This window comes from Haloarcula sp. H-hyl2, assembly GCF_056934385.1.
In genome coordinates this window covers 1-22,974 of sequence record NZ_JBRIIJ010000006.1, presented here as the reverse complement: position 1 = coordinate 22,974, position 22,974 = coordinate 1, and the positions used below count along the sequence as shown (strand labels likewise).

16 protein-coding genes and 2 pseudogenes are annotated in these 22,974 nt (G+C 58.1%); 7 read left to right on the top strand and 11 right to left on the bottom strand.

The window, feature by feature from the left end; translation table 11 throughout:
* Window positions 1–231 precede the first annotated feature (231 nt).
* Window positions 232–1,528 (top strand): annotated as a pseudogene (locus Hhyl2_RS20945) (IS4 family transposase).
* Between the two features lie 149 nt (window positions 1,529–1,677).
* Here the strand turns inward: Hhyl2_RS20945 and Hhyl2_RS20940 are convergent.
* The 3 genes from Hhyl2_RS20940 to Hhyl2_RS20930 form a co-directional block, all read right to left on the bottom strand.
* Window positions 1,678–2,187: a DUF8154 family protein gene (locus Hhyl2_RS20940; RefSeq protein WP_483552730.1), complete on the bottom strand. Its 510-nt coding sequence runs from the start codon at window positions 2,185–2,187 to the stop codon at window positions 1,678–1,680.
* On the bottom strand, window positions 2,180–2,875 hold the full coding sequence (locus Hhyl2_RS20935) for a nucleotidyltransferase domain-containing protein (RefSeq protein ID WP_483552729.1): 696 nt from the start codon (window positions 2,873–2,875) through the stop codon (window positions 2,180–2,182). The genes Hhyl2_RS20940 and Hhyl2_RS20935 overlap by 8 nt, the downstream gene beginning before the upstream one ends.
* Window positions 2,876–3,514: 639 nt before the next feature.
* A complete protein-coding gene (locus Hhyl2_RS20930) occupies window positions 3,515–5,191 on the bottom strand; it encodes a transposase (protein WP_483552728.1) in 1,677 nt (558 codons plus the stop codon).
* 319 nt (window positions 5,192–5,510) lie between these two features.
* Between Hhyl2_RS20930 and Hhyl2_RS20925 the strand changes: the two genes are divergently transcribed.
* Window positions 5,511–5,936, top strand: a complete 426-nt coding sequence (locus Hhyl2_RS20925; protein ID WP_483552727.1) for a HalOD1 output domain-containing protein — start codon at window positions 5,511–5,513, stop codon at window positions 5,934–5,936.
* A gap of 56 nt (window positions 5,937–5,992) precedes the next feature.
* On the opposite strand, the gene Hhyl2_RS20920 is transcribed toward Hhyl2_RS20925, so the two are convergent.
* Together Hhyl2_RS20920 and Hhyl2_RS20915 are read right to left on the bottom strand one after the other, a co-directional pair.
* The gene (locus tag Hhyl2_RS20920) at window positions 5,993–6,559 is read right to left on the bottom strand and encodes a helix-turn-helix domain-containing protein (protein WP_483552726.1); all 567 of its coding nucleotides are present in this window, start codon (window positions 6,557–6,559) and stop codon (window positions 5,993–5,995) included.
* A gap of 222 nt (window positions 6,560–6,781) precedes the next feature.
* On the bottom strand, window positions 6,782–11,872 hold the full coding sequence (locus Hhyl2_RS20915; RefSeq protein WP_483552725.1) for a GAF domain-containing protein: 5,091 nt from the start codon (window positions 11,870–11,872) through the stop codon (window positions 6,782–6,784).
* 190 nt (window positions 11,873–12,062) lie between these two features.
* Here Hhyl2_RS20915 and Hhyl2_RS20910 point away from each other — a divergent pair, with 190 nt between their 5' ends.
* Window positions 12,063–12,512 (top strand): DUF6141 family protein, encoded by a 450-nt coding sequence (locus tag Hhyl2_RS20910; RefSeq protein WP_483552724.1) that lies wholly within the window; start codon window positions 12,063–12,065, stop codon window positions 12,510–12,512.
* A 260-nt stretch (window positions 12,513–12,772) separates the two neighbouring features.
* On the opposite strand, the gene Hhyl2_RS20905 is transcribed toward Hhyl2_RS20910, so the two are convergent.
* The 5 genes and pseudogenes from Hhyl2_RS20905 to nrdR all read right to left on the bottom strand — a co-directional run bounded on the left by Hhyl2_RS20905 (window position 12,773) and on the right by nrdR (window position 18,321).
* A complete protein-coding gene (locus tag Hhyl2_RS20905) occupies window positions 12,773–14,449 on the bottom strand; it encodes a transposase (protein ID WP_483552723.1) in 1,677 nt (558 codons plus the stop codon).
* A gap of 91 nt (window positions 14,450–14,540) precedes the next feature.
* Window positions 14,541–14,908 (bottom strand): annotated as a pseudogene (locus tag Hhyl2_RS20900) (ribonucleotide-diphosphate reductase subunit beta); the annotation flags it as partial.
* Between the two features lie 83 nt (window positions 14,909–14,991).
* Window positions 14,992–16,686 (bottom strand): ribonucleoside-diphosphate reductase subunit alpha, encoded by a 1,695-nt coding sequence (locus tag Hhyl2_RS20895; protein ID WP_483552722.1) that lies wholly within the window; start codon window positions 16,684–16,686, stop codon window positions 14,992–14,994.
* Window positions 16,687–16,688: 2 nt separating this feature from the next.
* On the bottom strand, window positions 16,689–17,699 hold the full coding sequence (locus Hhyl2_RS20890) for a ribonucleotide-diphosphate reductase subunit beta (RefSeq protein WP_483552721.1): 1,011 nt from the start codon (window positions 17,697–17,699) through the stop codon (window positions 16,689–16,691).
* Window positions 17,700–17,832: 133 nt separating this feature from the next.
* Window positions 17,833–18,321 (bottom strand): transcriptional regulator NrdR, encoded by a 489-nt coding sequence (gene nrdR, locus Hhyl2_RS20885; protein WP_074879646.1) that lies wholly within the window; start codon window positions 18,319–18,321, stop codon window positions 17,833–17,835.
* A 420-nt stretch (window positions 18,322–18,741) separates the two neighbouring features.
* On the opposite strand from nrdR, the gene Hhyl2_RS20880 reads away from it, so the two are divergent.
* On the top strand, window positions 18,742–18,882 hold the full coding sequence (locus Hhyl2_RS20880) for a hypothetical protein (protein WP_483552720.1): 141 nt from the start codon (window positions 18,742–18,744) through the stop codon (window positions 18,880–18,882).
* A gap of 380 nt (window positions 18,883–19,262) precedes the next feature.
* On the opposite strand, the gene Hhyl2_RS20875 is transcribed toward Hhyl2_RS20880, so the two are convergent.
* The gene (locus Hhyl2_RS20875) at window positions 19,263–19,721 is read right to left on the bottom strand and encodes a DUF3592 domain-containing protein (RefSeq protein WP_483552719.1); all 459 of its coding nucleotides are present in this window, start codon (window positions 19,719–19,721) and stop codon (window positions 19,263–19,265) included.
* A 536-nt stretch (window positions 19,722–20,257) separates the two neighbouring features.
* Here Hhyl2_RS20875 and Hhyl2_RS20870 point away from each other — a divergent pair.
* The 3 genes from Hhyl2_RS20870 to Hhyl2_RS20860 all read left to right on the top strand — a co-directional run.
* Window positions 20,258–21,250 carry a ParA family protein gene (locus tag Hhyl2_RS20870; protein ID WP_483552718.1) on the top strand — a complete coding sequence of 331 codons (993 nt, stop codon included), beginning with the start codon at window positions 20,258–20,260 and terminating at the stop codon, window positions 21,248–21,250.
* Window positions 21,247–21,684 carry a DUF7970 domain-containing protein gene (locus tag Hhyl2_RS20865; RefSeq protein WP_483552717.1) on the top strand — a complete coding sequence of 146 codons (438 nt, stop codon included), beginning with the start codon at window positions 21,247–21,249 and terminating at the stop codon, window positions 21,682–21,684. Before Hhyl2_RS20870 ends, Hhyl2_RS20865 begins: the two co-directional genes overlap by 4 nt.
* Window positions 21,685–22,007: 323 nt before the next feature.
* Window positions 22,008–22,974: sodium:phosphate symporter (locus tag Hhyl2_RS20860; RefSeq protein ID WP_483552716.1), on the top strand; the 967-nt coding region annotated here is incomplete at its 3' end.

Genomic DNA, 22,974 nt, shown 5'->3' with positions numbered 1-22,974 from the left:
CCCAAACTGCGTATTACGATACAGAAGAACCTATCGAAATCGTGTGCAAGCACCGGAAGTAAGCTACTATTCTGTTGATAACCCCACCACCGGTAGGCTGACTATCCACCTGATTGTAGGATATGTTCTCAATAGATTGAGATAGCAGCATCCGTGTTCGGTTAGGCGGAGAAACCGACAGGCAGCGCTCTGGTGACGAAGCTATCGTTGTAGACCGCGTGGGGAGAGAATGTGTTCAAGCAACTCTCCCCGAACCTCATACGACGGCGGTTGACTTCCCTGTTTCCAGCCGAGCTAATCGAAGACATCGCGCGCGAGCGCGATGTCGTCCAGCGTGACCGGAAGATTGACATCACAATGCTCGTCTGGACGCTGATCATGGGCTTCGCCGTTGATGGCGAAGCCCGTACCATCGCCGGATTTCAACGTGCATACTCCGCAGCAACCAACCAGACCGTTGCCCGCTCCAGCTTCTACGATCGGTTCACGCCAGCCCTCGCAGCACTGTTGAGCGACCTCCTCGAGCACGCTCTCGAGGGGGTCGCGGTTCCTCACACAATCGCGCCACAGTTCGAATTGTTCCGTGAGGTGCTGATCGCCGATGCAACCGTCTTCCGGTTGCATCGGCTCCTCAGCGAGTTCCCGGCGACTCACTCGGACCAGTCCGGCGCAAAGCTTCACCTCGTGCAGAACGCCACGACGCAGACGATTGAACGGTTCCAGCTCACCGATGAACGCACCACAGAGCAGCCAGCTCCGCACCGGGGAGCTGGCTGGGAGGCCGGCTGTTACTGTTCGATCTGGGCTTCTACAGTTTTCGCCGATTCGCGTTGATTGAAGAAGAACGGCGGCTTCTTTCTGACTGGCTGAAGTCGAACGCGATCCGTTGATCGTCGGCGAGCGACGGAAATGGCGCGGGCGCGCCATTTCCTTGCCGGAGCGTCATCTTCGGGAATGTCCTGGAGATCTCACTCGGGAGATTATCGACGTAACCGTGGAGATCGAGTTCAAACGACGGGCATACGCTGGGAAGCAGTCAATCGATTCGATGGAGTTTCGCGTCGTCGGTGTCCGCAACGAGGACACCGACGACTACCACCTGTACGTGACGAATTTGCCCGATGAGTTCACTCCGAGACAGGTCGGGGCGCTGTACGGGTTGCGGTGGGAAGTGGAGTTGCTGTTCCGGGAGTTGAAGTCGCTGTATGGGCTGGAGAAGTTCCAGACGAGTGATCCAGCAATCGTTCACCTGCTGGTGGTGGCGGCTCTGCTGACGCTAACGGTCAGCAGAGCCTTGCTGGGCGTGTTTCAAGAGCTGTTCCCAGAGACGGTGTTCCCGCGTGAGCGCTGGGCGAAGACCTTCCGGTCTCTCGCCCAGCTCATTCTCGAAGATTTGGCACAGTCGTTCGGCCATCCACCGCCGAACTTGCCGGAGTTGATGTTCCGTGATGCCCGTCAACCAGAGAGATCACGCCTCTTACTCAGCGAACGAGTATCTGAAGCCTTCACGAGGCGATCCAGTGCTTAACCGAACACCGATGGAGATAGCAGTCAATCCTTGGAAATGTTTATACTTTGATTCGGCATTCCCGAGGGCAACTTCATGCTCTTACACACAGCACAGTATCTGCGGAGTCGGTGGAGTGTACGAGAATATAGCCAGAACGCTACAGACAGTCAGTCACACAAACAGACACCACCCTCTCGAATCTGATCTACCACGAATTGATGGACAGCAGTGGCAAGTTCGGTCATTGCGTTTGCTTGTTCCTCTGTCGGCCGACCGCCGCCGTAGTAACTCTCTGTCCGGTTTTCGCTGTAGAGGGCTTTCATTTCCTCTGCAGTCTGTTTCTCGAAGAGCCCGATTTGATGAGCCCGCTGATAACTGAACTGATGATCCTGAAAATCTTGGAGTGTGTCGTTCGTCATTGAGAGAGCATAGGCCTCAATAGATCGTTCAATGGCCCCGAAACAGACCTCGATAACGGCGGTGTAGTACCCGTCTTGTGCCTGGAGTGTGTCGACAACTTCGAGAAGTCGACACGCCTTGGTCAGCTGTGTCTCCCAGTCTGCATCAGCGCTGATCCCTTCCTCAAACTCTGTTCGACCGCGTCCAACCATTTCGAAGGCATCCTGCGCACGCTCGAGTGCTTCGAGGACAGTTGCGGGGTCCGAACCGCTACTCATCATCGCCATCTTCCTCTAAGAGGAGATTTTCGACCGTTTGGAAGTCGTTCGTCTTGTAGACCGGAATGCCAGAGACGACGATTTCCCGGATATCTTCTGTATAGGTCGGAATCGCCTGAACGGCCTCGACATCGATGTCGTAGGCGTATCGGTCCCCCTCAAATTCTGTCTCTTCCAGATCACGGGCAACGGCATTCGCTTCCCGCTGGCTTTCGGCCCGCCCAGAACGTGTGAGCACCCAGAGGTCGATATCGCTTCGTCTGTCAGCATCTCCCCTGGCAACGCTGCCATACAGGATGATACCGACGACATCGCTGATATTCTCACGAAGCTCCGTGACCGCGGCTTTGACCGGCTGGTGATACTCTGTTTGAGGAATTCGGAGGATTGGGTCGTCTGGGATGGACAGGCGTTGTCTGTTAATCTGGACGAGTCGCTGGTTGCTTTCGGGAGATTCGACGATCAGATCATTCGCACCAAGAACGTCCACTGCCCGCCGAACGGATTGAGGTGAATGGCCGACCTGCGCCGCAAGTTCTCGGAGCGAGAAGTTACTAAGTCTGTGATTGATTAAAAACAGCAGGACATCACTTGTCGCTTTGTGCTTGAATAAATCCGGATCTGAAGGGGGTATTGAAAGCGAAATAGATGTCCCCGATCTATTTCCGTTAACCGTCTCGTGGTTCATGTGCCGTTACACGCACTACTAGTATAAATAACTTATATACAATAGCGCCATAGTTTAATAACTAACTTCAGATTCGCAACCCGCCTCGCTGGCCACCTACCCGAGAGGCCACCGGAGTCTCGAGACGGGAACCGAGGCTATCGATGGAAATTCACCGTCGATCTCTGGCTGCCGCAGCGCCTGTACTCTTGTCGACGGTCACCAGGCAGCGAAGACGAGCGGGCAGATGTGTGTTCGCAGGATTTGCGTGAGGGGAAACGTCCCCGTGAGAGGGTTGCGGCGTTCAGGTTTCCCCAAGGGCGGCGACCCTCCCGAATACACAGCACATTATCGCGGTAATGTGCAGTGTATTGGTCACAGCACAGATTACCAGTTTCAGCTCTTCTACACCGCCTATACCGCAATATGCAGAATTATAAACTGTATAGTGCTATATGAAATTGTGGGAGTGGAAGTTGAGACTACAGTGGGTTTAGCGGGGCTGTGATGCGTGGTTTCGGACGAATCGATAGCAGAATCTGCTTCAGATCCCTCTCCAAACGAGCATTCTTGTTGAGATAGAAACCAATTCGGAGTATTTCCGTGGCCTCGGATAGTGTAGCCACTCAGACGCCCCGCTAACCCAGACGGAGTGTCTCTCTACCCGACTCCGGTTTCCTTCTTCAGCAGCGTCAGCGTATTGTCGGCTGTCACAATGGGCGAGTGCTCGTACTCTCCAGTCAACTCCACCTGCACGAGTAGATCGACTGCTCGCCAAATCGAGTACAGCAGACACGCGAACGCGAAGTAGAAGAACCGCAGTCCAAAATCCTTCGACGTCGTGGCGGCCATGAATCGCTTGATCGACTTGTAGCCGCTTTCGATCTCCCACCGGTAGCCATACTCGGTGAGGTGGCCGGTCCCCCCGTTCGTCATAAACACTGAGTACTGCCGGTGGTCGTCGTGCTCTGAGTTCTTTTTCCGGCGATAGATCAGCGTCGTCTCGTGCCACTCGTTCTGTCCGAGATGCAATTTCCGATCAGTTTCGTATCGGTTCTTTCCCCGTTTGAGTAGGCGCTTGGCCTGGGCCTTCTCGCTGGTCTGCATCCGCTTGGGCACGACATACGACAGCCCACGCTGGCTGAGCATCTCTAGGACGTGCTGACTGTCGAACTCTCGGTCCATCAGCACGTTATCAACGTGTACCATCTCCTCAGCAGAATCCAAGAGGTCCTTGACGATTTCTAAGCGGGACTCTCCTTTCCGAACTGGCCGCACGTCCAGTACAATCGGAACTGCATTACCAACTAACTGGATGGTAGCCCACTGGTAGGCATACTCGTCGGTCTTCTCCTTCGTCCCGATTATTTCGTCTTCGTGGCCCGTTCTATCACCGGTGAAGGGGTCAGCTTCAGTGATATCGATTGCAACGATCCCGGCTCGGAAGAACTGCTCCGTCTCCGCGACTTCGCTCAGGAGCTTGTTGACGGCCTGTCGGTACATCTCGCGGATCTCCGCGATTGAGAGATCACGCATCTGTTCGCGATGGGCGTGCCCCAGCGGCGTCCGATCCCGAGTCGATTCGTAGACGAAACTGCGAGCCCCCTCGTTTGCAGCCAGCCGCTCGCGAAGCCCCAGATACGTCTGTAGTCCCCAGTAGGCGTTCTCGTGGATCTCACAGCCGTCACCACGGTTCAGCGAGAATGCTGGGAAGACGATACGGCCGACGTGGTCCCCAATTGAAGCCGCTTCGTCAAGGACCGCCTGATCGTCCGGATCTAGTTCGTTCTCCTCGTCACCGTGAGATGGAAAGTGCTGTTCTAGTTCGCGTGGGACAGAGACACCCGCGTTCTGGGCTTTGTTCAGAATCGTCCGCGCAGCCGTCTCAACGGTTTCACGAAGCTCTGCTGTAAATCGCCTGTGCCAACTGCGCCACAGCGTTGACTGGTCGGGGACTGCTTCTAGATCCAGTTGCTCGCAGAGTGCTGGCCGACACTCGAGGAATTCGATCAGCGCTGTTTCGTGTTCCCAGCCGTGACATTCTTTCAGGATGAAGACACGAAAGAGGGTGTCCATCTCGTAGCGAGACGGCCCTGCGTAACGATCGTGTGCGTCGAATTCGAAATACGCCAGTGGGAGTGAGCAGATGAAGGTCTCGACGGACTCGTGGCGGTCGTGTTTGAACCAAGTCTGCGAGACTGTCCTGACGTCTGAGCCCAGTCCGGCAAGCGAGCTTCGTTCGTACAGCGGCGTCGCATCGTATACTGGCCAGTCAGCGTATGACCGGTGAGCAATCCGTCGAAAGACAGTCCGACGAGATTCACGAGTTGGAGCCACTACAGGAGGGTGGACACGTCTCGCTCAAAAACGCCGCTCTCTCAAGGGGACGTATTAGTCGAGTGACTCGTCGTCTCGATTACGACATCCTGTAGTGTATCACTCGGCTCATCGTTGCGCAGTTGTTTTAGTATAGCGTAGAAGCGCTTCGTCACCGTAATCGGAGAGGTAAACGGCCCTGCTGGCCGAGAGCAACCCATCGAGCTATTTCCCCAATCGCCACTGCATCCGCGTTCTCGGGGCAGTCAGTGTGAACAATCGATCCTCCACACGCACTCCCTGGGTCAGCATTTATACTTGGTCCCCACTAACCATCGCTATGGAAGACCCCGGGAACTCGTCAGATGACGGCCCCTCAGCCACCATCAACACCGAGGACGAGTTTCACGAGGCACTCCAGCACCTCGTAACAGAAGCTGCTGCGAACGGTGTCGACGTTCGAGGTGGTTGGCCGGTGGTCGACGATGGCAACGAGGACTCCTGGGAGCTCGAGATAACGAAAATCGCACGCCAAACGACGGCACAAGTTGACGACACGGAGTTCCCCGCATCGTCAATCATCGACGCGGTGGCGGAACGCGAGGGGATCGATTCGACCGACCTGCCACCGCTCTACGACTCGATCGGGCCCGACATACTTGAGACACTTCACGAGGCAGACGACCCAGACCAGCGTGTTCGGTTCGACTATTACGGCTACAAGATAACGGTCACGTCCGGCGGCTCGATCACGATCGACGGCTAACGAGACCTGTCAACGATTGAATAATTAGACAGATGAAGATTGCGGTGTCGAACCGGTCACGGCCACCCGTGGGGGAGTTCGTCCTGATAGTCGTGCATCAATCGGAGGAGTGGCGCGATCTCGTCGAAGTTTGGGCCACGTCGGATCGTTTGTGTGTCCTCGTCCCACTCGATGTATCCCGATTCGGCGAGCTTCGGTAGGTGTGCGTGATATAGCTCCGTCGTGAGCAACTCGAGATCGTCGTCTTCGGTGGCAAGGTCCTCGACGGAGAACTCTTCCTCATCACGGGGGTTGTGCTCGCTGACGAGCAGGAGAATGCGTCGGCGATATGGATGACGAAGTGCATCGAACATCTGATCCAGCGAACGGTCGGTGCTTCCATCGGCGATGACGGCCGGGTCGGACAGGACGTCCGTGGATCGGAGGACAGTTCCCATCCCGCGGCGGATCTCCTGTGAAACCGCGACGTCTGAGCGGCCGAGTTCGTCGGCGAGGTCGACAAGCGTCGTTGCCCTCGGCACGTCGAAATACCCCATCTCGAGGGCGGTGCAAAGCGTTTCGCGTTCCTCGACGGTCAGGCTTCGGCCCCCTCGTTGTTTCGATGTGGTGTTCTCGCTCGTCATGCAGGGGAGGAGGTCCCCGAGGCGGGAAAAATCCGACTAGAAGATACCGAGGCCTGTTGAGTACCAATTCGTATTATTTCGATTTTCTATGAACGCCTGACGAAGACCGTCGGGACTCACACTCGTGATCAGTCTGAAGAGACAGAGCAGTCCGGGGCGTACTGCCCTGATTCGGGCCGAGTCAACCGAGTACTCCGACAGGCGGCGCGAACGGAACTCAGATCAGGCCGGCTCGAACACCATCGCACAGAGCCGGCGCTGGGATTCCCGCAGGTGGTAAGTGAACGTCGACTGCGAGATATCGAGTGCCTCGGAGAGGTCCTTGCCAGTCTGCACACGCGGTGATTCGAAGAAGCCGCTTTCGTAGGCCATCTGGAGCACCTCTAACTGCCGGGCCGTGAGGCGGTCTTCGAGCGTCATCTGAAGTGAGTACTGCGTCTGCAGTGGGCGGGTTCGCGTCGTCCTGGCGAGCAGTTCCAGGTTCGGGAAACGCCCTCGAAGGTCGTCGAGGAACTCGCTGACGACCTCCGTCTCGGGCAGATCGACGATGAGCGTGAGAGTACCCCTCTCGATGGATAGCGAGCGCACGACCGCCGTTCGGGTGTCGAGTAGCGAGCCGATGTGTCCCTCGGTCAGGTGCGCCCTATACAGCCTGCGGTCACCACGGTCGTCGAGACACGCCAGGTCCTCGATAGCGAGCACCTCCGCACTGGCTGTTGCGAGGGCGTCCGGGGAGACACCGTTCGCAGTGAAGAACACGGTCAGCGCCTCGTCGGTCGCACTGGGAATGAGTCCCTCGACGCTGATCTCACAGTTCGCCTCCCGAGAGAGGCGTGCAAGCGGAGTGTTCGCTTCTTTCGTCCGGAGCGTGAGTTCGACGACGCTGTCAGTCTGGCGGGTGGTGGTCGCCTCGATCGCGTGAATGGCGTGGGCGATGATGTCACCAAGTTCTGCGAGCACGGCCGTCTCGCGGTTGTCTGGCTGCGGGGTACGACCGTAGACGGTGAGGATGCCGTATATCGACTCTTCGTGGACAATTGGAACAGTGATCGCCGACCGCGCACCGCGTTCGAGAGCTGCCTCGCGCCACGAGGCTGCCCGGGCGTCGACGGCGATGTCGGAGACGACCTGCATTTCGTGGGTTCTGTGGGTGACGACGAGCGGGTCGTCGCTCGAGCCGTCGCCGACTGTTACGGTCCGCTCGTCCAGATAGCGACTGTCGATGCCCGCCCAGGCCTGTGGGCGTATCGTATCCGTCTCCCCGTCGTAGGTCGCGAGCCAGGCCGACCCGTAGAGTTCGGAGTTGGCCAGTTGCTCGCAGACTGCCTCGTCGATCGCCTCGCGCGTGTCGGCGGCCACGAGTGCCTGATCGAGCTCTCGGATGAGGGTGTTGAGCCGGTCGAGGCGGGTCAACTCCTCGTTCCGGCGCGCCAATTCCTGCTCGCTGTCGGCGCGGTCCCACGCGGTTTCGATGGTCGCCGCGACTGTCTCGACGAGGTCGATCGTCTGTTCGTCGAACGCCTCTGTCCGTGTCGAGCCAGCATAAATAACCCCGTGCCGTCCCAATGGAACGAGGACGCGACTTCGAAGTGATACTGTTTCCGGGTCGGTCTCGGCTCCGTTGATGTCGTTGTCGACGTCCACGTCGTCGTTGATGAAGGTATTCCAGATCGCTTCGGAAAGGTCCACGCCGAGGCGACTGGCGTCGAAGTCGGCCTCGGGAGCAGTCTGACTGGCGTATTCATCCAGCGTTCCGACCGTCTCGTCGTAGCGCCAGAGTGCGGCGTACTCGACGTCTAGGATCGACTGGACGATATCGGCTGTTCGATCCTTGATCTCCTCCGGATCAGAGTCGATCAGCTCCCGACTCGCTTCGTTGAGCCGTTCGAGGGCGATCTGGAACTGCTTGGCATCGCTGATATCCGTGAACGCGATTGCGACCTTCCGTTCTTCGGGGTCGCCGACGCGGAACGCGTTCACGTCGAACCACCGGTCGTCGAGGTGTTTCGCCCGCTCCGTGAAGCGCTCCGACTCACCGGTCTTGGCGATTCGGCCGTAAATCTCGAACCAGTGCTCCTCGTGGTCTGGTTTCAACTCCTTCATCCGTTTGCCCTCTGCGTCGACGAGGCCCGTTTGCTCTTCGAACGCCGGGTTCGTCTGCAAAAACCGGTAGTCGACCGGCTCGTCGTCCTCGTCGAACAGTACCTCGATGGTACAGAACCCCTCGATGATCGACTCGAACAACGTGCGGTAGCGCTCCTCGCTCTCTTCGAGCGCCTCGTAGGCCGCCCGCTGCTGCATGAGGTCGGCGACCTGCCGAGCGATTACGTCCATGAGATGGAGGTCCCGCTCTGACGGCTCGTGCGGCTCCGTCCAGTGGGTCGAGAGCATGCCGAGTAGGTCTCCACTTCGCGAGACCAGCGGCGTGGTCTGCACCGATCGGATCCCGGCCCGGTCGAACGCCTCGAGGTCGTCGCTGCCATCGATGAACTCGCACGACTGGACGTCCGGCACGACGACGCGCTCCTCAGTCTGCAGGGCTCTCCCACAGCTGCTCCCGGTCTCGATATCGACCCAGTCCCACTGCGCGATCATCTCCCCCGAGAATCCGAGGTGGGCGAACATCTCGAGTTCGTGTGCCTCCGGGTCGAGTCGCTGTATCGTCCCGAACTCGGCGTCCACGAGGTCCATACTGGCTTTGAGAACCGACTCGTACAGGGGCGCTCCGTCGTCGTCTTGCTGGATCGCCTGGGTGCTGACCTCCTGTAGCCGCTTCATGGCGTCCAGTTCGGCAGCGAGGTCCTGCTCGGCCCGTGCCCGCTCGACGGCCTCCCAGGTCCGGTCGGCCGTCTCTTCGAGCAAGGCGATGTCCGCCTCGGTCCACTCACGGGGTACGGAACTGGTCACCGCCATGACCACCACCGGCTCGCCGTTTTTGACCAAGGGAGTCGACAGCGTGGCACGAACCGCGCGTTGGGCCATTCCGGTCCGTTCACTCTCGCTCAAGGCGGGATCACGTTCCGCGTCGTTTACGATGAGCGAGCGACGGTCGAGCCACGCTTCCGCGTGCGCCGGAAAGTCGTCGAAGTGGTACGTCCCCACGAGACTCGGGAGCTCGTCGAAGTCTTGTCCGCCCCGGTAGTAGTCTCGCGTGATGTCGATAACCGCTCGGTCGAGATCGAGCTCGCCGTACTGCGCCCGTTTGACGTCGAGATGCTCGCCCAAGACGCGACACGCTTCCTCCTGGATCGCAGCCGGATCGGTGAGCGAGCGGAGCGCGTCGTTCAACTCGACCAGATAGGACTGCCGTTCCTCGCTCTCGCGGAGGTCTTCCTCCATCTCCTTGCGCTCGGTGATGTCGATACCAGTCCCGAAGACGCGAACCGCCCGCCGGTCGTCCCCGTCTCCTTCGAAGAACACCTCACCCCGCGTGCGCACCCACCGTTCGCCCCCGTCGGGACGCCTCGCTCTGAACTCGAACTCGTACTCCCCGTCCGAGGCGGGCTCGAACGCCTCCTCTAGCTGGGCGGTGACTGATTCGAGGTCGTCCGGATGGATGCGCTCGTTGAGTAACTCTTCACCGACGATGGTCTCGTGCTCGTCGTATCCGAACAACTTGTGCATTCGCTCGTTTCCGCTCACCCGATCCGTCTCGAGGTCCCACTCGAAGACGGCGATGTCCGCGATGTCGGTCGCGAGTCGGAGCCGCCGTTCGCTCTCACGCAACGCTGCGTCGGCCTCCTTTCGGTCGGTGATGTCGTCGATGAGAACCGCGACCTGCCGACTGTCCGACCCGCCGTACGGGAACACGCGGACGTCGAACCATCCGTCGACGAGCGGCTCGCCGTTCGTTTCGAGGCGACGGGACTCGCCCGTCCGAGCGACCTCGGCACAGACGTCGAACCCGGGGACGTCGCCGTCGACGTCCAGGTCGGACCGACGAGTACCGACCACGTCGGTCATCCCGGTCAGTTCCTCGAACGCGGGATTGACCTCCACGAAGCGGTAGTCACCCAGGGCATTCCGGTCAGCGGCAGTTTCGTCCCGATTCGAAGATTCGTCGGTGGCCTCGCCCTCCTCAAGCAGTTCGACGACGCAAAACCCCTCCTGCATGGACTCGTTGAGCGAGTCGAACAGCGTGCGATAACGTTCCTCGCTCTCCTGGAGGGCCTCCATAGCGCGTTCCCGCTCGATTTCGGCCTGCTTACGCTCGGTGATATCGAAGCTGACGCCACGGAGGACTGTCGGGTCATCCTCGGACGCCCGGCCGCGCCAGGAGATCCAGCGAGGCGGGTCGACACCGTCGAGTTCGAACTCGTCTTGGATCTCTTCGCCCGGCTCGAACGAGGACGCCATCGTGTCCTCGGCCTGATCAGCACCCGAGTCGGACTCCTTTTCGAGGAACCGTTCGACCGGGACCGGCTCGTCGGAGGGCGGCAAGTCGAACAGCGACAGCATCGTGTCGTCGCAGTCCACCGTTCGGGCCTCGAGATCCCACTTCCAGGTTCCCATCCCCGCGGCGTTAAGGGCGACTTCGAGTTGCTCTTTAGACTCGCGGAGGGCGTTTTCGAGACGTACCTCGTTGGTGATGTCGAACGAGACGTTGAGGACACCACCGACCGAGCCGTCGGCGGCCGGGATCGGGTTGAAACTGGAATTCCACCAGATGTCCTCTCGTTCGGGGCCGCGGTCAATCGGGAGGTACTGTCGTTCGCGCCGAACCGGGCCCTCGCCGGCCATGACCTGCTCGTGGAAGGGGCCGAGCGTCTCCCACGCCTCCGGGAACACCTCGCGAGCGGGCCGTCCGAGTGCGTCCGGGTGTTTCTTCCCGATTTGCTCCCGTGCGGCGTCGTTGTAGAGGAGAGTGAGGTCGTCGCCCCAGTAGACGCCGATGGCTTCGCTCGCCCCCAGCATGATGTCGACCGCGGTCCGCAGCTCCGCTGGCCACTCCTCGATCGGGCCGAGGGACGTTTCGGTCCAGTCGAACTCGCGGATGCGTTCGGCCATCTCGCTGTCGGCGGTGAACGGGTGAGACTGTCCATCTCGGAGCGAGACGGGGATACCGGGGGCAGATGCGCCACCGTTTCGTCGGAGGTCAGCGTCGACGGGGCGCCACCAGACGCGACTGTTCGCGCCGACCTTCTTCGTCAGGAGTGGCCCCTCCTCGACGAGGGCCTCGAGTCGGTTGTAGATGGTCCGCTGCGTGCAGTCGAATCCCTCGGCGACCTCGGGGGTCGTCACCGGCGTGCCGGGCGGGCCGAGGGCGTCGACCGTCTCCAGCACGTCGGCGGTTGAAGGCGCGGCCGAAGTCATGGGAAGACTTCGCAGGACGCGGGCAAAAGCGTTCCGTCGATAGAACCACAGAGCGTGTGAACGCCCGACGACTAACGAGCGGACCGCAGAACGGCGCCGTACCGGGTATCGAAACAGGGGACGACGTGTCGGTTCTGGTAGCCCGTCGGTAGTCTCATCACCCGGAAGCGCCTCATTCGAAACGCAAAGCGTGCCCTCAACGCCCGTCTACCGTGAAGTACAGCAGTTTCGCCAGCGATGGCTCTGGGTCCTTCTCAGTGGGATGGCGCTGCTCATGCTCGTGTTCGGGCCCGTCACGTGGCCCGGACTCGTCATCGTCGGCGCAGTCGCCGCGTTGTTGTACAGTCTTCGCCTCGAGACGGAGGTCAGAGCCGACGGGATCGACCTCAGGATGTGGCCCATCCACCGGTCGTTCCGTCGGATCGCGTGGTCGGACATCGAACGGTACGAGTCGAGAACGTACAGGCCACTTCGTGATTTTGGTGGGTGGGGAATTCGCTGGGCACCGGGGAAGATCGCCTACAACGTTAGTGGGAATCAAGGCGTCTGGATCCAGCGGGCGGATGGGCGCTCGGTTCTCGTCGGGTCACAATATGTCGAGGAATTCGTCACCACGATCGACGAGATCTACAAAGACTGAGTGGACCGTGGCTGACTCGCGCCAGCACTCATGCATTGAGAGAGGCAGTCTCAACTACTGGTGGGAGGGGAAGTTGAGACTACACCGGGGATAGCGATCCTGTGATGCGTGGTTTCAACTGAGTCCGCGAAAAGAAACTGCTTCGGATCGCCTCTCAAGCGACACCTCATATCATACTTTCAACTATACCAGTGGATTTCTGGGAGTGCCGACAGCGTTGCCACTCAGAGAATCGGCGTTAGCCCAGACTGAGCGGCTATCTACCCGATTCCGGTCTCCTTCTTTAGCAGCGTGAGCGTATTGTCGGCCGTCACGATCGGTGAATGCTCGTACTCGCCGGTCAATGCGACCTGGACGAGCAAATCAACCGCTCGCCAGATTGAGTACAGCAGACAGGCGAACGCGAAGTAGAAAAACCGGAGTCCGAAATGCTTCGAGGTTGTTGCGGCCATGAACCGCTTGATGCTCTTGTAGCCGCTCTCAATCTCCCACCGGTAACCGTACTCAGTGAGGTGCCCGCTCCCCCGATTCGTCATGAACACCGAGTATTGCCGGTGGTCCTCGTGTTCAGAGTCCTCTTTCCGTCGGTAGATTAGCGTCGTCTCGTGCCACTCGTTCTTCCCGAGGTGGAGCTTCCGGTCAGTCTCATATCGATCTTGATCACGGTGGAGCAATCGCTTCGCCTGCGCTTTCTCGCTGGTCTGCATCCGTTTCGGAACGACGTAGGAAAGCCCGCGCTGGCTGAGCATCTCCAGAACGTGTTGGCTATCGAACTCCCGGTCCATCAGGACGTTATCGACATGAACGAGGTCCTCAGCCGAATCCAGCAGGTCCTCGACGATTTCCTTTCGTGACTCTCCTTTCCGTACCGGGCGCGCGTCCAGCACGATTGGGACGGCGTTCCCGACCAACTGGACCGTCGCCCACTGATAGGCGTACTCGTCGGTCTGCTCTTTCGTCCCGATGATCTCGTCTTCGTGGCCCGTTCGGTCGCCCGTGAACGGATCGGCTTCGGTGATGTCGATCGCGACGATTCCAGCTCGAAAGAACTCCTCAGTCTCTGCAACCTCTTCCAGGAGCCGACCGACGGCCTCTCGGTACATCTCCCGAACCGCTGGTATCGAAAGACCGCGAATGTGGTCGCGATGGGCATGCCCGAGTGGTGTGCGATCACGCGTTGATTCGTGGATGAAGCTCCGAGCGCCCTCGTTCACAGCGAGGTTCTCTCGAAGTCCGAGGTAGGTCTGTAACCCCCAGTACGCGTTCTCGTGAATCTCACATCCCTCACCACGATTCAGTGAGAATGCAGGGAAGACGATGCGACTGACGTGGTTGGTGATTTTCCGAGCCCGCTTCTGAACGGTCTGACTGTCCGGTGCTGAGTCGCCTTCATCATCGGTTCGATAGCTGAGCGTTAGCTCTGGTTCTCGTGGAACTATGAGACCCGCATCCTGGGCCTTGATCAGGATCGTTCGAGCTGCCGTTTCGACTGTCTCGCGGAGTTCGGTCGTGAATCGCTGATGCCAACTGCGCCATAGAGTCGATTGATCCGGCATACGCTCGAAACCGAGTTCGCAACGGAGTTCCGGTCGCTGTCGAAGGAACCTCAAGAGTACCGTTTCGTGGTCCCAACCGTGGATCTCTTTGAGCAAGAACAACCGCACCAACTGCGGCATCTGGTACCGCGTGGAGCCAGAATACTCGTCATGCGACCCGAAATCAACGTATTCCAGCGGGTACTGAGAAACGAACTCTCCAATCGAGTCGTGGATATCGTGTTCGAACCAGACTCTGGCGACGGTTCGAATGTCTGATTGGAGAGCAGATACCGAACTGCGGTCGTACAGCGGTGTCGACCCGTATACAGGCCACTCGACGTGCTGTAACTGTGCAATGGTTCGAAAGACGTCCCGTCGCGATTGCTCTGTCGATGGCATTAGTCGAGAATAATCCGTCCGAAAGACGCTGTAAGGTCTCCTCAGTCAGGAGATACAGCTATGCTTCGAGGACAGCTAGGGGACCACGTTGCTATGTGGAACACGGTCGAATGCACCAGTCGAGGCTACCCCCGATCTGGTATTCGGTCACCTGCGTCTCGAAGGGATTCTCTTCCTTGTTCAGGTTGACTTACTCGGATATCCACGGGAACGGATTGTCATTCCCGTACTGTTCCGGTAAGTCGAGTTGTCCAAGGCGCCGGTCGGCGATGTGTTCGACGTACTCGGCGAACTGCTCGGTACCCATGTCAAGTATTTCGTCAGGACACGCCTCGTAGGTGTAATTTTCTCTAACTCGACCGCTTCGGTGATCAGGTCGACTACCTCGTCGCCGAACTCGTCGATCCACACCCTGGGATTCTCCGACCAAAACTGTTTGATGAAATCCACGCCGAAGCCGTCAAGGACCAAGGCACTCATACGCCGAGGGGTAGAGTGGCGTAGTTTACATGGACCACTCTATCATACCGGCCGATGGGAGATCAACTCTCACAGGCCTTGCATTCGAGGATGTCTCGGCTGAACTTCTGTGCAGCGTTCACGCTATGTTGGTAGTAGAGACTCTTCACCCCTTTCTTCCAAGCCTCGATGTAGAGTTGGTTGATCTCCTTGACGCTCACTTCGCTCGGATCGATCGAGACGTTCAGGCTCTGTGCCTGATCGATGTGTTTCTGCCGCTGGGCTGCCTGGTTGATGATCGCCATCTGTGGGATCTCGGCGAAGGTCTTGAACACCTCCTTCTCTTCGTCGGTCAGGCAGTCGAGGTGTTGCACGCTCCCGTCGTTCTGTGCGATGCTGTCCCAGACCTCGCGCTCGTCTCTGCCTCGCTCTTTCAGTATCGCCTCAAGGAACCGGTTCTTCTGCGTCGACTTCAGCTTCGCACCGTCGCGGACGAAGTAGTTCGATTTTAGTGGTTCGATGCTCGGACTGACCTGCCCCAGGATGACACTGCTGGATTTCGTCGGGGCCACGCTCATCGTCGTCGCGTTCCGGCGACCGTAACCCTCGAGCACCTCCGGCTCGCCGAACTCGTCGGCGAGCCGACGACTCTCCTCGTAACTTCGCTCCTTGATCGTGCGGAAGATTGACTCGTTTTTCTCCATCGCCTCCATGCTGTCGAACGGAATCATCTCGCTCTGGAGGTAGCTGTGCCAGCCGAGGACGCCGATGCCGATCGCCCTGTGCCGTTTCGCAAACCGTACTGGGCGTTCCATGAACTGCGTCCCCTCCGCCTCTTGGATGAACTCCTCCATGACGGCGTCGAGGAACCGCGTCAGCGTCTCTACTGCGTCGGTATCCTTCCACTCGTCGTAGTGGAGCGCGTTCATCGACGAGAGACAACAGACGAAACTCTCGTCTGGCGTGGCTGGCAGCGCGATCTCGGTACACAAGTTGGAGCCGTTGATCTCGTAGCCCCTGTCCTTGTAGACCTGTGGCTTCCCGTCGTTCATGTTGTCCCGGAAGATGATATACGGGACACCGATGTTAATCCGCGTCTCTATGATCTCTGCCCACGTCTCTCGCTTCTCCTCGTCGCCGTCGACCATCGCCCGGAACCAATCGTCACCGATGATGACGCCGTAGTAGATGTCCTGTACGGGGTCGCCCTCGGTCTTGATGTTGAGCCACTCGTCCAGGTCGTCGTGTTCGACGTCGATGTATCCCGCGAACTGGCCGCGCCGCGTCTCGCCCTGGCTGACGACGTTGATGATCGTGTCGAACAGCTCGGTGAAGCTGTAACTCCCGTTGCTCTTGCCGTTGTTCGTGATCGGGCTGCCCCGGGGTCGGATCTCGCCGAAGTACCCGCTGGTCCCGCCGCCCAGCTTGGTCATCTCGCCCACTTCAGCCTGCGTGTAGAGGATGCTCTCCATGTTGTCCTCCATGTAGCTACCGAAGCAGCTGATGGGCAGGCCTCGGTCCAGACCGAAGTTCGACCACACCGGACTCGCGAGGCTGTAGAACCCCCGACTCATGTAGTCGTAGAACTTGTCCGCGAAGCCGTCGTCGTCCAAGAGTTCTTCAGCCCGCTCTGCGACCTCCCTGACCCTTTCCTCGGCTGTGACGCCCTCAAGCAGGTACCCCTCGCTGAGGAAACCCCTACTGTCCTCGTTCAGCCAGTAGAACGGTTCCTTGTGCTGCTGTTGTACCTCGTCGAGTGCTGGTTCTGTTTGTGCCATCGTTAGAACATGTCCTCGGCGGTAACGCTCTGTGCGTGCTTGTTGTACGTGGTCGACCGCTTGCTGAAGAAGTCGTTATCTTTCGTCATCATGATGTCTTCATCGAACCACCGTGTCTCCTCGAGCAGGTCATCGTCCGGCTCGAAGATCGTCTCGACACCGACGTTCTCGAGGCTCTGGTTGAACCGGTCCCGCAGGAACGCGTCGACGTGCGCCCGGGGAAGGAACTCCAGTTCGCCCTCACTGAAGATCCAGTCCAGTATCTTCATCTCTGCCTCGAACGCCTGCTGACAGGCTGCTTGGAGCTCTTCTTCGAAGTCCTCGTCGAAGAGCTCCGGATTCTCCTCGCGAATCGTCTCCACGAGTTCGACACCGAACAGTCCGTGAATCTGCTCCTCCTTGCTGGTCGCTTCGACGGCGTTCGCGATCCCCTTGAATTTCTTTTCGTGTTTGTCGAAGCTCGTCATGATGAGGAACTGCGAGAACAGCGAGACGTGCTCGATGAACGTGGAGAACAGCAGGAGACTCATCACGTACTCCTGTTTGTCGTCGCTCTCGCTCTTTTCGAGGTACTTGTCGAGGTAGTCGATCCGCTCCTCGATTGCGGGGACGTCAGTCACCTCCTCGAAGTCCTCCGTGATCCCCAAGATGTCGAGGAGGTGGCTGTACGCGTCCATGTGTCTGACCTCGCTCTCCGCAAAGGTCATGCCGACGTTCCCGATCTCCGCTTTGGGCATCTCGTCGTAGATTTCTGCCCAGAAGGTCTTGACCTGGACCTCTATCTGTGCGATGGCCAGCATCGTCCGCTTGATGACGGTTTTCTCGGCCGGAGTCGTGTTGACCTTGAAGTCTTGAACGTCTCCTGAGAAGTTGAACTCCGTGTGAACCCAGTAGCTGTTCCGTATCGCGTCTTTGTACTCGAGGACGTCTGGGTACTCGTACGGTTTGAGCTGCGTTCGTTCGGAGAAGATGTCGGTCTCCGGATCTCCGCCTTTGGTTTTGTTTTCAGTCATTGGCACGTACCCCGGAGGAATCGTTCTCTGTTGGTTGGTTTCTGTTTCCGTCGCTCTCTGTACGTCTGGACGTGAGTCATGCTCGCCCGGTCAAGGATTGACCGAGCATTCGTTTGAGCTGCGTATGTTTGTGTCATAGTGCGCTGTTCGAGGCTTCGAAGTCATCGAGTTCTGCATCCAAGACTGCGTCAAGTTCTCTCAGGAACTCCTGTGGCTCAGAGAATGCTTTGTAAACGGAGACAAATCGAATGTAGGCTACCTTATCGAGCGTACGGAGGTTCTCAGAGACGAGTTCGCCGATAAGACTCGAAGAGACGATACGTGCCTCTCGATCTTGCAGTTCGCTCTCGATATCGTCGACGAGAGCGGTCACTGTTGTCTCGGCCACATCTCGCTTCTCAACGGCTCGCTCGATCCCTGCGCGGAGTTTCTGTCGGTCGAACGATTCGATGGTACCGTCGCGTTTTTTCACTTGGAGGGACTCCCACTCCGGACGTTCGTAGGTCGTAAAGCGGAACGAACAGCGTTGACATTCGCGGCGCCGTCGGACGGAGGTTCCGTCGGCACTGGTCCCTGTATCGATGACGCGAGTCCGCTCGTTCCCGCAGTCCGGGCAGTTCATAGTTGTCACTACTTAACCCTCCAGGGTCTTAACCCCCAGATGTGGGGATTCTCAATTTCGACCGCAATATCTGGTGGTGAGGACTGTCACATAAAACTTACCCAATTGAATTGATGTAGTACAACTAAACTTGATTGGTGGGCGTGGATAATTGGGATCATATGCATTGAGTGACCCAGTCTCAACTACTGGTGGGAGTCCGACGAGGTCCGCGGAAAAGAGAGACGTCGACCGACGGCGTATGAGTGCTGGAGAGAGTCCAGTTAGCACAAACCCTCTCTACGCGGTTTCTGGAGGTGAGCGCATCAGGACGGCGCAGTCTGCGTGTTTCAGCGCTTGGCCGAACACGAACGATCGGATAGCTCGTTGCCTCCCGCAAACGGCCGACTGGAATACCAACGTAACAACCGTGCGCCAAAAGTGGTCACAGACGTCGCGAACGAGAGTGTGGCCAACCCGAATGCCCTCCTGTCGCCGGTCCAGTGGTCCTCGGGATCGGACAGCACGCGAGCCACGTGGTTAGCGATGCACCAGCAGTGGGTCATCGACGAGGACCACTGAGGGGTACGGGGGAGTCGTTGTGGTACCCGAGAGACCGACAGCCACCTCGAGGCCGCCGGTGCCGACGAGGGTCGGGGGAAAGACCGGTTCAAACGGTGTCTCGACGCGTGAGTGCTTTCACCAGACGCGTCTCACTCGTCTTGTTGCGTTTCACTTCCTCGAGGGGCCAGTTGGCAGTCGTCCAGACTCCGCCCCGAGGATGGTCTCGCGCGTCGAGACCAGTTCCATCGGCTTTCGGACCCCGACTGGTCGGACCAACGTCGGCGGCGAAAGGTGGTCTCTATCCCCAGGTCGATCTCGAACTGGCTGTCGATTACACCGCGGTCGACCCGGTCGAGGGCGGTCCGACGGTTCGAACCTTCCTCACCGATCTACTGGAATCACCCGGTGAACCGATCGACGATGGCCCTGCCGGACACGAATAGGGTGAGTAGACCCACCCCGATCATCGCGACCGGGAAGAACACGTTCCGCTTTTGCACCAGGAACGCTCTGGAGGGGTTCGCCGGATCGTAGTAGGCCGTCACCGTCGATCCCTCTGGGTGGTCCTCGACGAGTCCCTGCGGGTCATCCGCGGGCGCCTCCCCAGGACCCGGGAAGACGTTCGAACTCTCGTAGGTCCGTCCGTCGACGGTGTACTCGTAGGTGATTTGGGCTGTTTGCCCGCCGCCCTGGCCGGAGGGGTATCCGACTTCGGAGGAGACGACGGTCGCGTCTACCGGTTCGTAGTGATCGATGTCCTCGGTCTGGGAGAACCACAGGTAGCCACCCCCCACGGCGAATCCGACGCCAACGAGGACCGCTATCAACAGTTGGAACGTGCTTTCAAATCGGGTCATCGTCACTCCATCCGAGTCCGGTTTGAAACCGTTTGGCTCCTCGAACCATACCACTTATTTATATGTTGGCTTTGATAAATTCACAGGTGGCACCGCGCCACGACGATCGTGTCTGTTGGAATCTGTATCGGACATCAGTGACTACAGTCTGTAACAGATATCTGTAATAGAAGATAGTAGATCCGTTAGCCCCACTGGGGGTACCACACTGTTATCTGTAACAGACATCTGTTACAGAAAACTGTATCTGACAGTTGTTACAAACATCTGCCTTGATTGATCGTGAAGGGTTACAGTGGCTGTGATCGCGAGATCTTCAACCACCAACATCTATGGCATGCTTTCCGGAGTGAAATCTGTTACAGATTGTTGTGCCCACTATCTGTAATGGATGTCTGTAATGAATCCCTGTTGTTGGACCAGAATCACACCATCACAGGCCTACACCCGAATTTGAGCGGCAGCAATCTGTTACAGATGTCTGTCTGTAACGTCTGACACAGATTTATGTATACTACCATCAATACACGAACCGTATGATAACGGCCGTAATCTACTCGGAGTCAGGCGGGACGTACAAGACGACGATGACGGCCAACCTCGCGGTAGCGTTGGAACGAATGGGAGCGCGGACGCTGGTAATCGATCTGGATCCCCAAGAAGGGAACCTGACGAGTCTGTTCGATGTCGGAACAAATCGGAGCGATCCCGACGCGGACAATCTCGTCAAGCATATCCTCGATATGCCTGATGGCGAATTCGACGACCTGATCGAGACGACGGACGAGGGTGTAGATATCATCCCGAGTCACGATATGCTCGGAGACTTCACCTCCAACCTGGAGCAGAAAATCTCCTACGAGACGGGGATGAAAAACATGAACCGGGACGAGTATCCCCGATTCGAACTCCTGTATGATTTGCTCTGGAACGAGCAAGCCCTCAATGAACAATACGACGCGATACTGGTCGATCCGAACGCACGGGCCGAGGACCTGCTCTATAACGCGATATTCGCGTTACGGACGTTGATTGCACCAGTCAAACCCGCTGGGAAGGGGAATCTGAGCCTCGATGGGCTCGAAGAACTTGTCGGGAACATGGAGACACAGTTGGATATCGAAATCGGTCTCTCCTGTGTCGTTCCATCCGGTGTCGGCCAGACCAACGCACACCAGCAATACCAACAACAGTTCAACGACACGGAAGCATTTGCAACACCTGTCACCATTGGCAATCGAGAGAGTCTCATGGACGCGATGTGGGAGGCCCGTGGATCCGCGTTCAGGGTCGTCGAAGAGCGCTGGAAGACGTTCAAGCAGGACGGTGAGATGGTCAGTGAACCCGCCCAACGCCGTATCCGAGATAGGGAAGTCGAGACGCTAGAGAAGTTATTCGAATTGGCCCATTTCGTCGCCACAGAAACGTTCGATGCTGACGTGGACTCGGTCTTGGACCTCGAAATCCAGGGTCACGACAATAGGCGCATCGAGCTACCGGACAACAAACAGACGGAGGCAACCCCATGAACAACTTCAAATCCGGCTCAGGAAATCTGGATTTCGGTGCAGGGAGTGACGAGAAAGACACGGACAACTCCGAGGATGTCGTGGACGAAGGTGAGACGCAAGTGGGCGATCCGGCTCCAGAACAAGTACACTCTCCGGAAAAGACCGGCTCCGAAGAACCAGATTCAGCGGGTAATTCTGAGAGCGAGGAGAGTGAGTATCCATATTTCGTCAGGCGAAGCAACGTCGGTGATGAGCGGGACATTCGACTAGAAATTCATGTGCGGGATAGCGTGGCAGACCAGGAGGGACACTTCCGGTCAGAACTGGCCAATGCGCTTGATGTGAGTGAGGTTTCGAAAACCGACGCTCGGGAGTTCGCGCTGCTTGCTGCATATGAGCACCCCGAGAAAGTTGCAGAGCTGATGGAAAACGAAGGATTTGGCGTCATCTGACTCTTGGAGTACCGATCAACACCGCCGACTAATCTGTATCACGATATACGGTTTATACAACCCATCCTGGCTCCCAGGGGTGTGAACCTCGAAACCGCGTGTTCGGCCTGCTGAAGCGTGATCACGAACTCGACACCGGCGTCGATGACGCCACAATCGGTTGCCCTCGACGTGTCTGAATCGGGAGCGAACAGCTGACTCAAGTGTGCTGAATAGACGTCGCAGCGTAACTTTTGTGCGCCTCCCACGAGGCTATAGAGACTGACACTGTGGATTCAAACGGCGATGGGATACTGACACAAGGGCGTGAATCCGGTCCAGTAGTGCTTGGCGCAGTTGTCTCCCTGCTACTGTTCCTGTTCGCGGTCCAGTTGCTGGGTGCGGCCACAGCGGCTGCGGCCACCCCGCTCGAACGGTTCTTCAGGCAGTACGTAGCTGGAAGTGGGCAAGCACTGGGTGCAAGCTGGCTCGCTGCGTACGTCCTCACCAACGGATCGGTGGTGGCAGCCCTGTCCGTTTCGTTGTTCAAGACCGAGATCATCACGGCCCCACAGTTGTTTCTGATGCTTGCCGGGTCACGCCTCGGGGGCGCTGCTATCGTCCTCCTGATTGGGATGCTGGATTACGTCCAGAAACGACGATATTCGTTCAGTGAGTCGACCCGATTGGGAATACTGACCTTCCTCGTGTCACATTCGATCTATCTCCCGGCGACAGGTGTCGGCTATCTCCTGTTGCCAGGCCTCCAGACAGGATTCGAAGGCGTCAGCGATCGAATCGGAGTCCCGTTTCAGCCCCTTGCGGTCTTCGAGCCAGCGACGAGAGCAGTTGTTGATACTGCTGGTGTGGGTCTGGGACTTGTCATAGCCCTCGTCTTGCTGTTTGGTAGCCTCACACTCTTCGATCGGGTCCTCAAACGGACCAACACTGAATGGCTTCGCAAGCGCTTCTTTCGCCGGTTTCAGCACAAGTGGACCTCATTTGGACTCGGCATCCTCGTCACCGGGGTAACGACCAGTGTCGCGTTCTCGCTTGGGGTGGTAGTGCCCCTCTACAATCGAAACTACATCAAACGACGCGAGGTCGTTCCGTACGTTCTCGGTGCAAATATTGGTACGTTCTTCGACACTATCGTCATCGCCGCGTTGTTGGGATCGTCACAGGGAGTGGCGATCGTGCTATCGCTCGTCGTGGTAGGGACGATCATAACGGTCGGAACATTGATTGGGTTCTCGATGTACTTCCAGGCCATCGAGACCATTCAAACCCGACTTATTACCAATCCTCGAT

Coding starts and splice junctions, on each gene's coding strand:
- Hhyl2_RS20870 (WP_483552718.1), top strand. CDS start 20,258: ATGATAACGGCCGTAATCTACTCGGAGTCAGGCGGGACGTACAAGACG.
- Hhyl2_RS20890 (WP_483552721.1), bottom strand. CDS start 17,699: ATGACTGAAAACAAAACCAAAGGCGGAGATCCGGAGACCGACATCTTC.
- Hhyl2_RS20875 (WP_483552719.1), bottom strand. CDS start 19,721: ATGACCCGATTTGAAAGCACGTTCCAACTGTTGATAGCGGTCCTCGTT.
- Hhyl2_RS20935 (WP_483552729.1), bottom strand. CDS start 2,875: ATGAACCACGAGACGGTTAACGGAAATAGATCGGGGACATCTATTTCG.
- Hhyl2_RS20940 (WP_483552730.1), bottom strand. CDS start 2,187: ATGAGTAGCGGTTCGGACCCCGCAACTGTCCTCGAAGCACTCGAGCGT.
- nrdR (WP_074879646.1), bottom strand. CDS start 18,321: ATGAACTGCCCGGACTGCGGGAACGAGCGGACTCGCGTCATCGATACA.
- Hhyl2_RS20920 (WP_483552726.1), bottom strand. CDS start 6,559: ATGACGAGCGAGAACACCACATCGAAACAACGAGGGGGCCGAAGCCTG.
- Hhyl2_RS20915 (WP_483552725.1), bottom strand. CDS start 11,872: ATGACTTCGGCCGCGCCTTCAACCGCCGACGTGCTGGAGACGGTCGAC.
- Hhyl2_RS20895 (WP_483552722.1), bottom strand. CDS start 16,686: ATGGCACAAACAGAACCAGCACTCGACGAGGTACAACAGCAGCACAAG.
- Hhyl2_RS20925 (WP_483552727.1), top strand. CDS start 5,511: ATGGAAGACCCCGGGAACTCGTCAGATGACGGCCCCTCAGCCACCATC.
- Hhyl2_RS20865 (WP_483552717.1), top strand. CDS start 21,247: ATGAACAACTTCAAATCCGGCTCAGGAAATCTGGATTTCGGTGCAGGG.
- Hhyl2_RS20905 (WP_483552723.1), bottom strand. CDS start 14,449: ATGCCATCGACAGAGCAATCGCGACGGGACGTCTTTCGAACCATTGCA.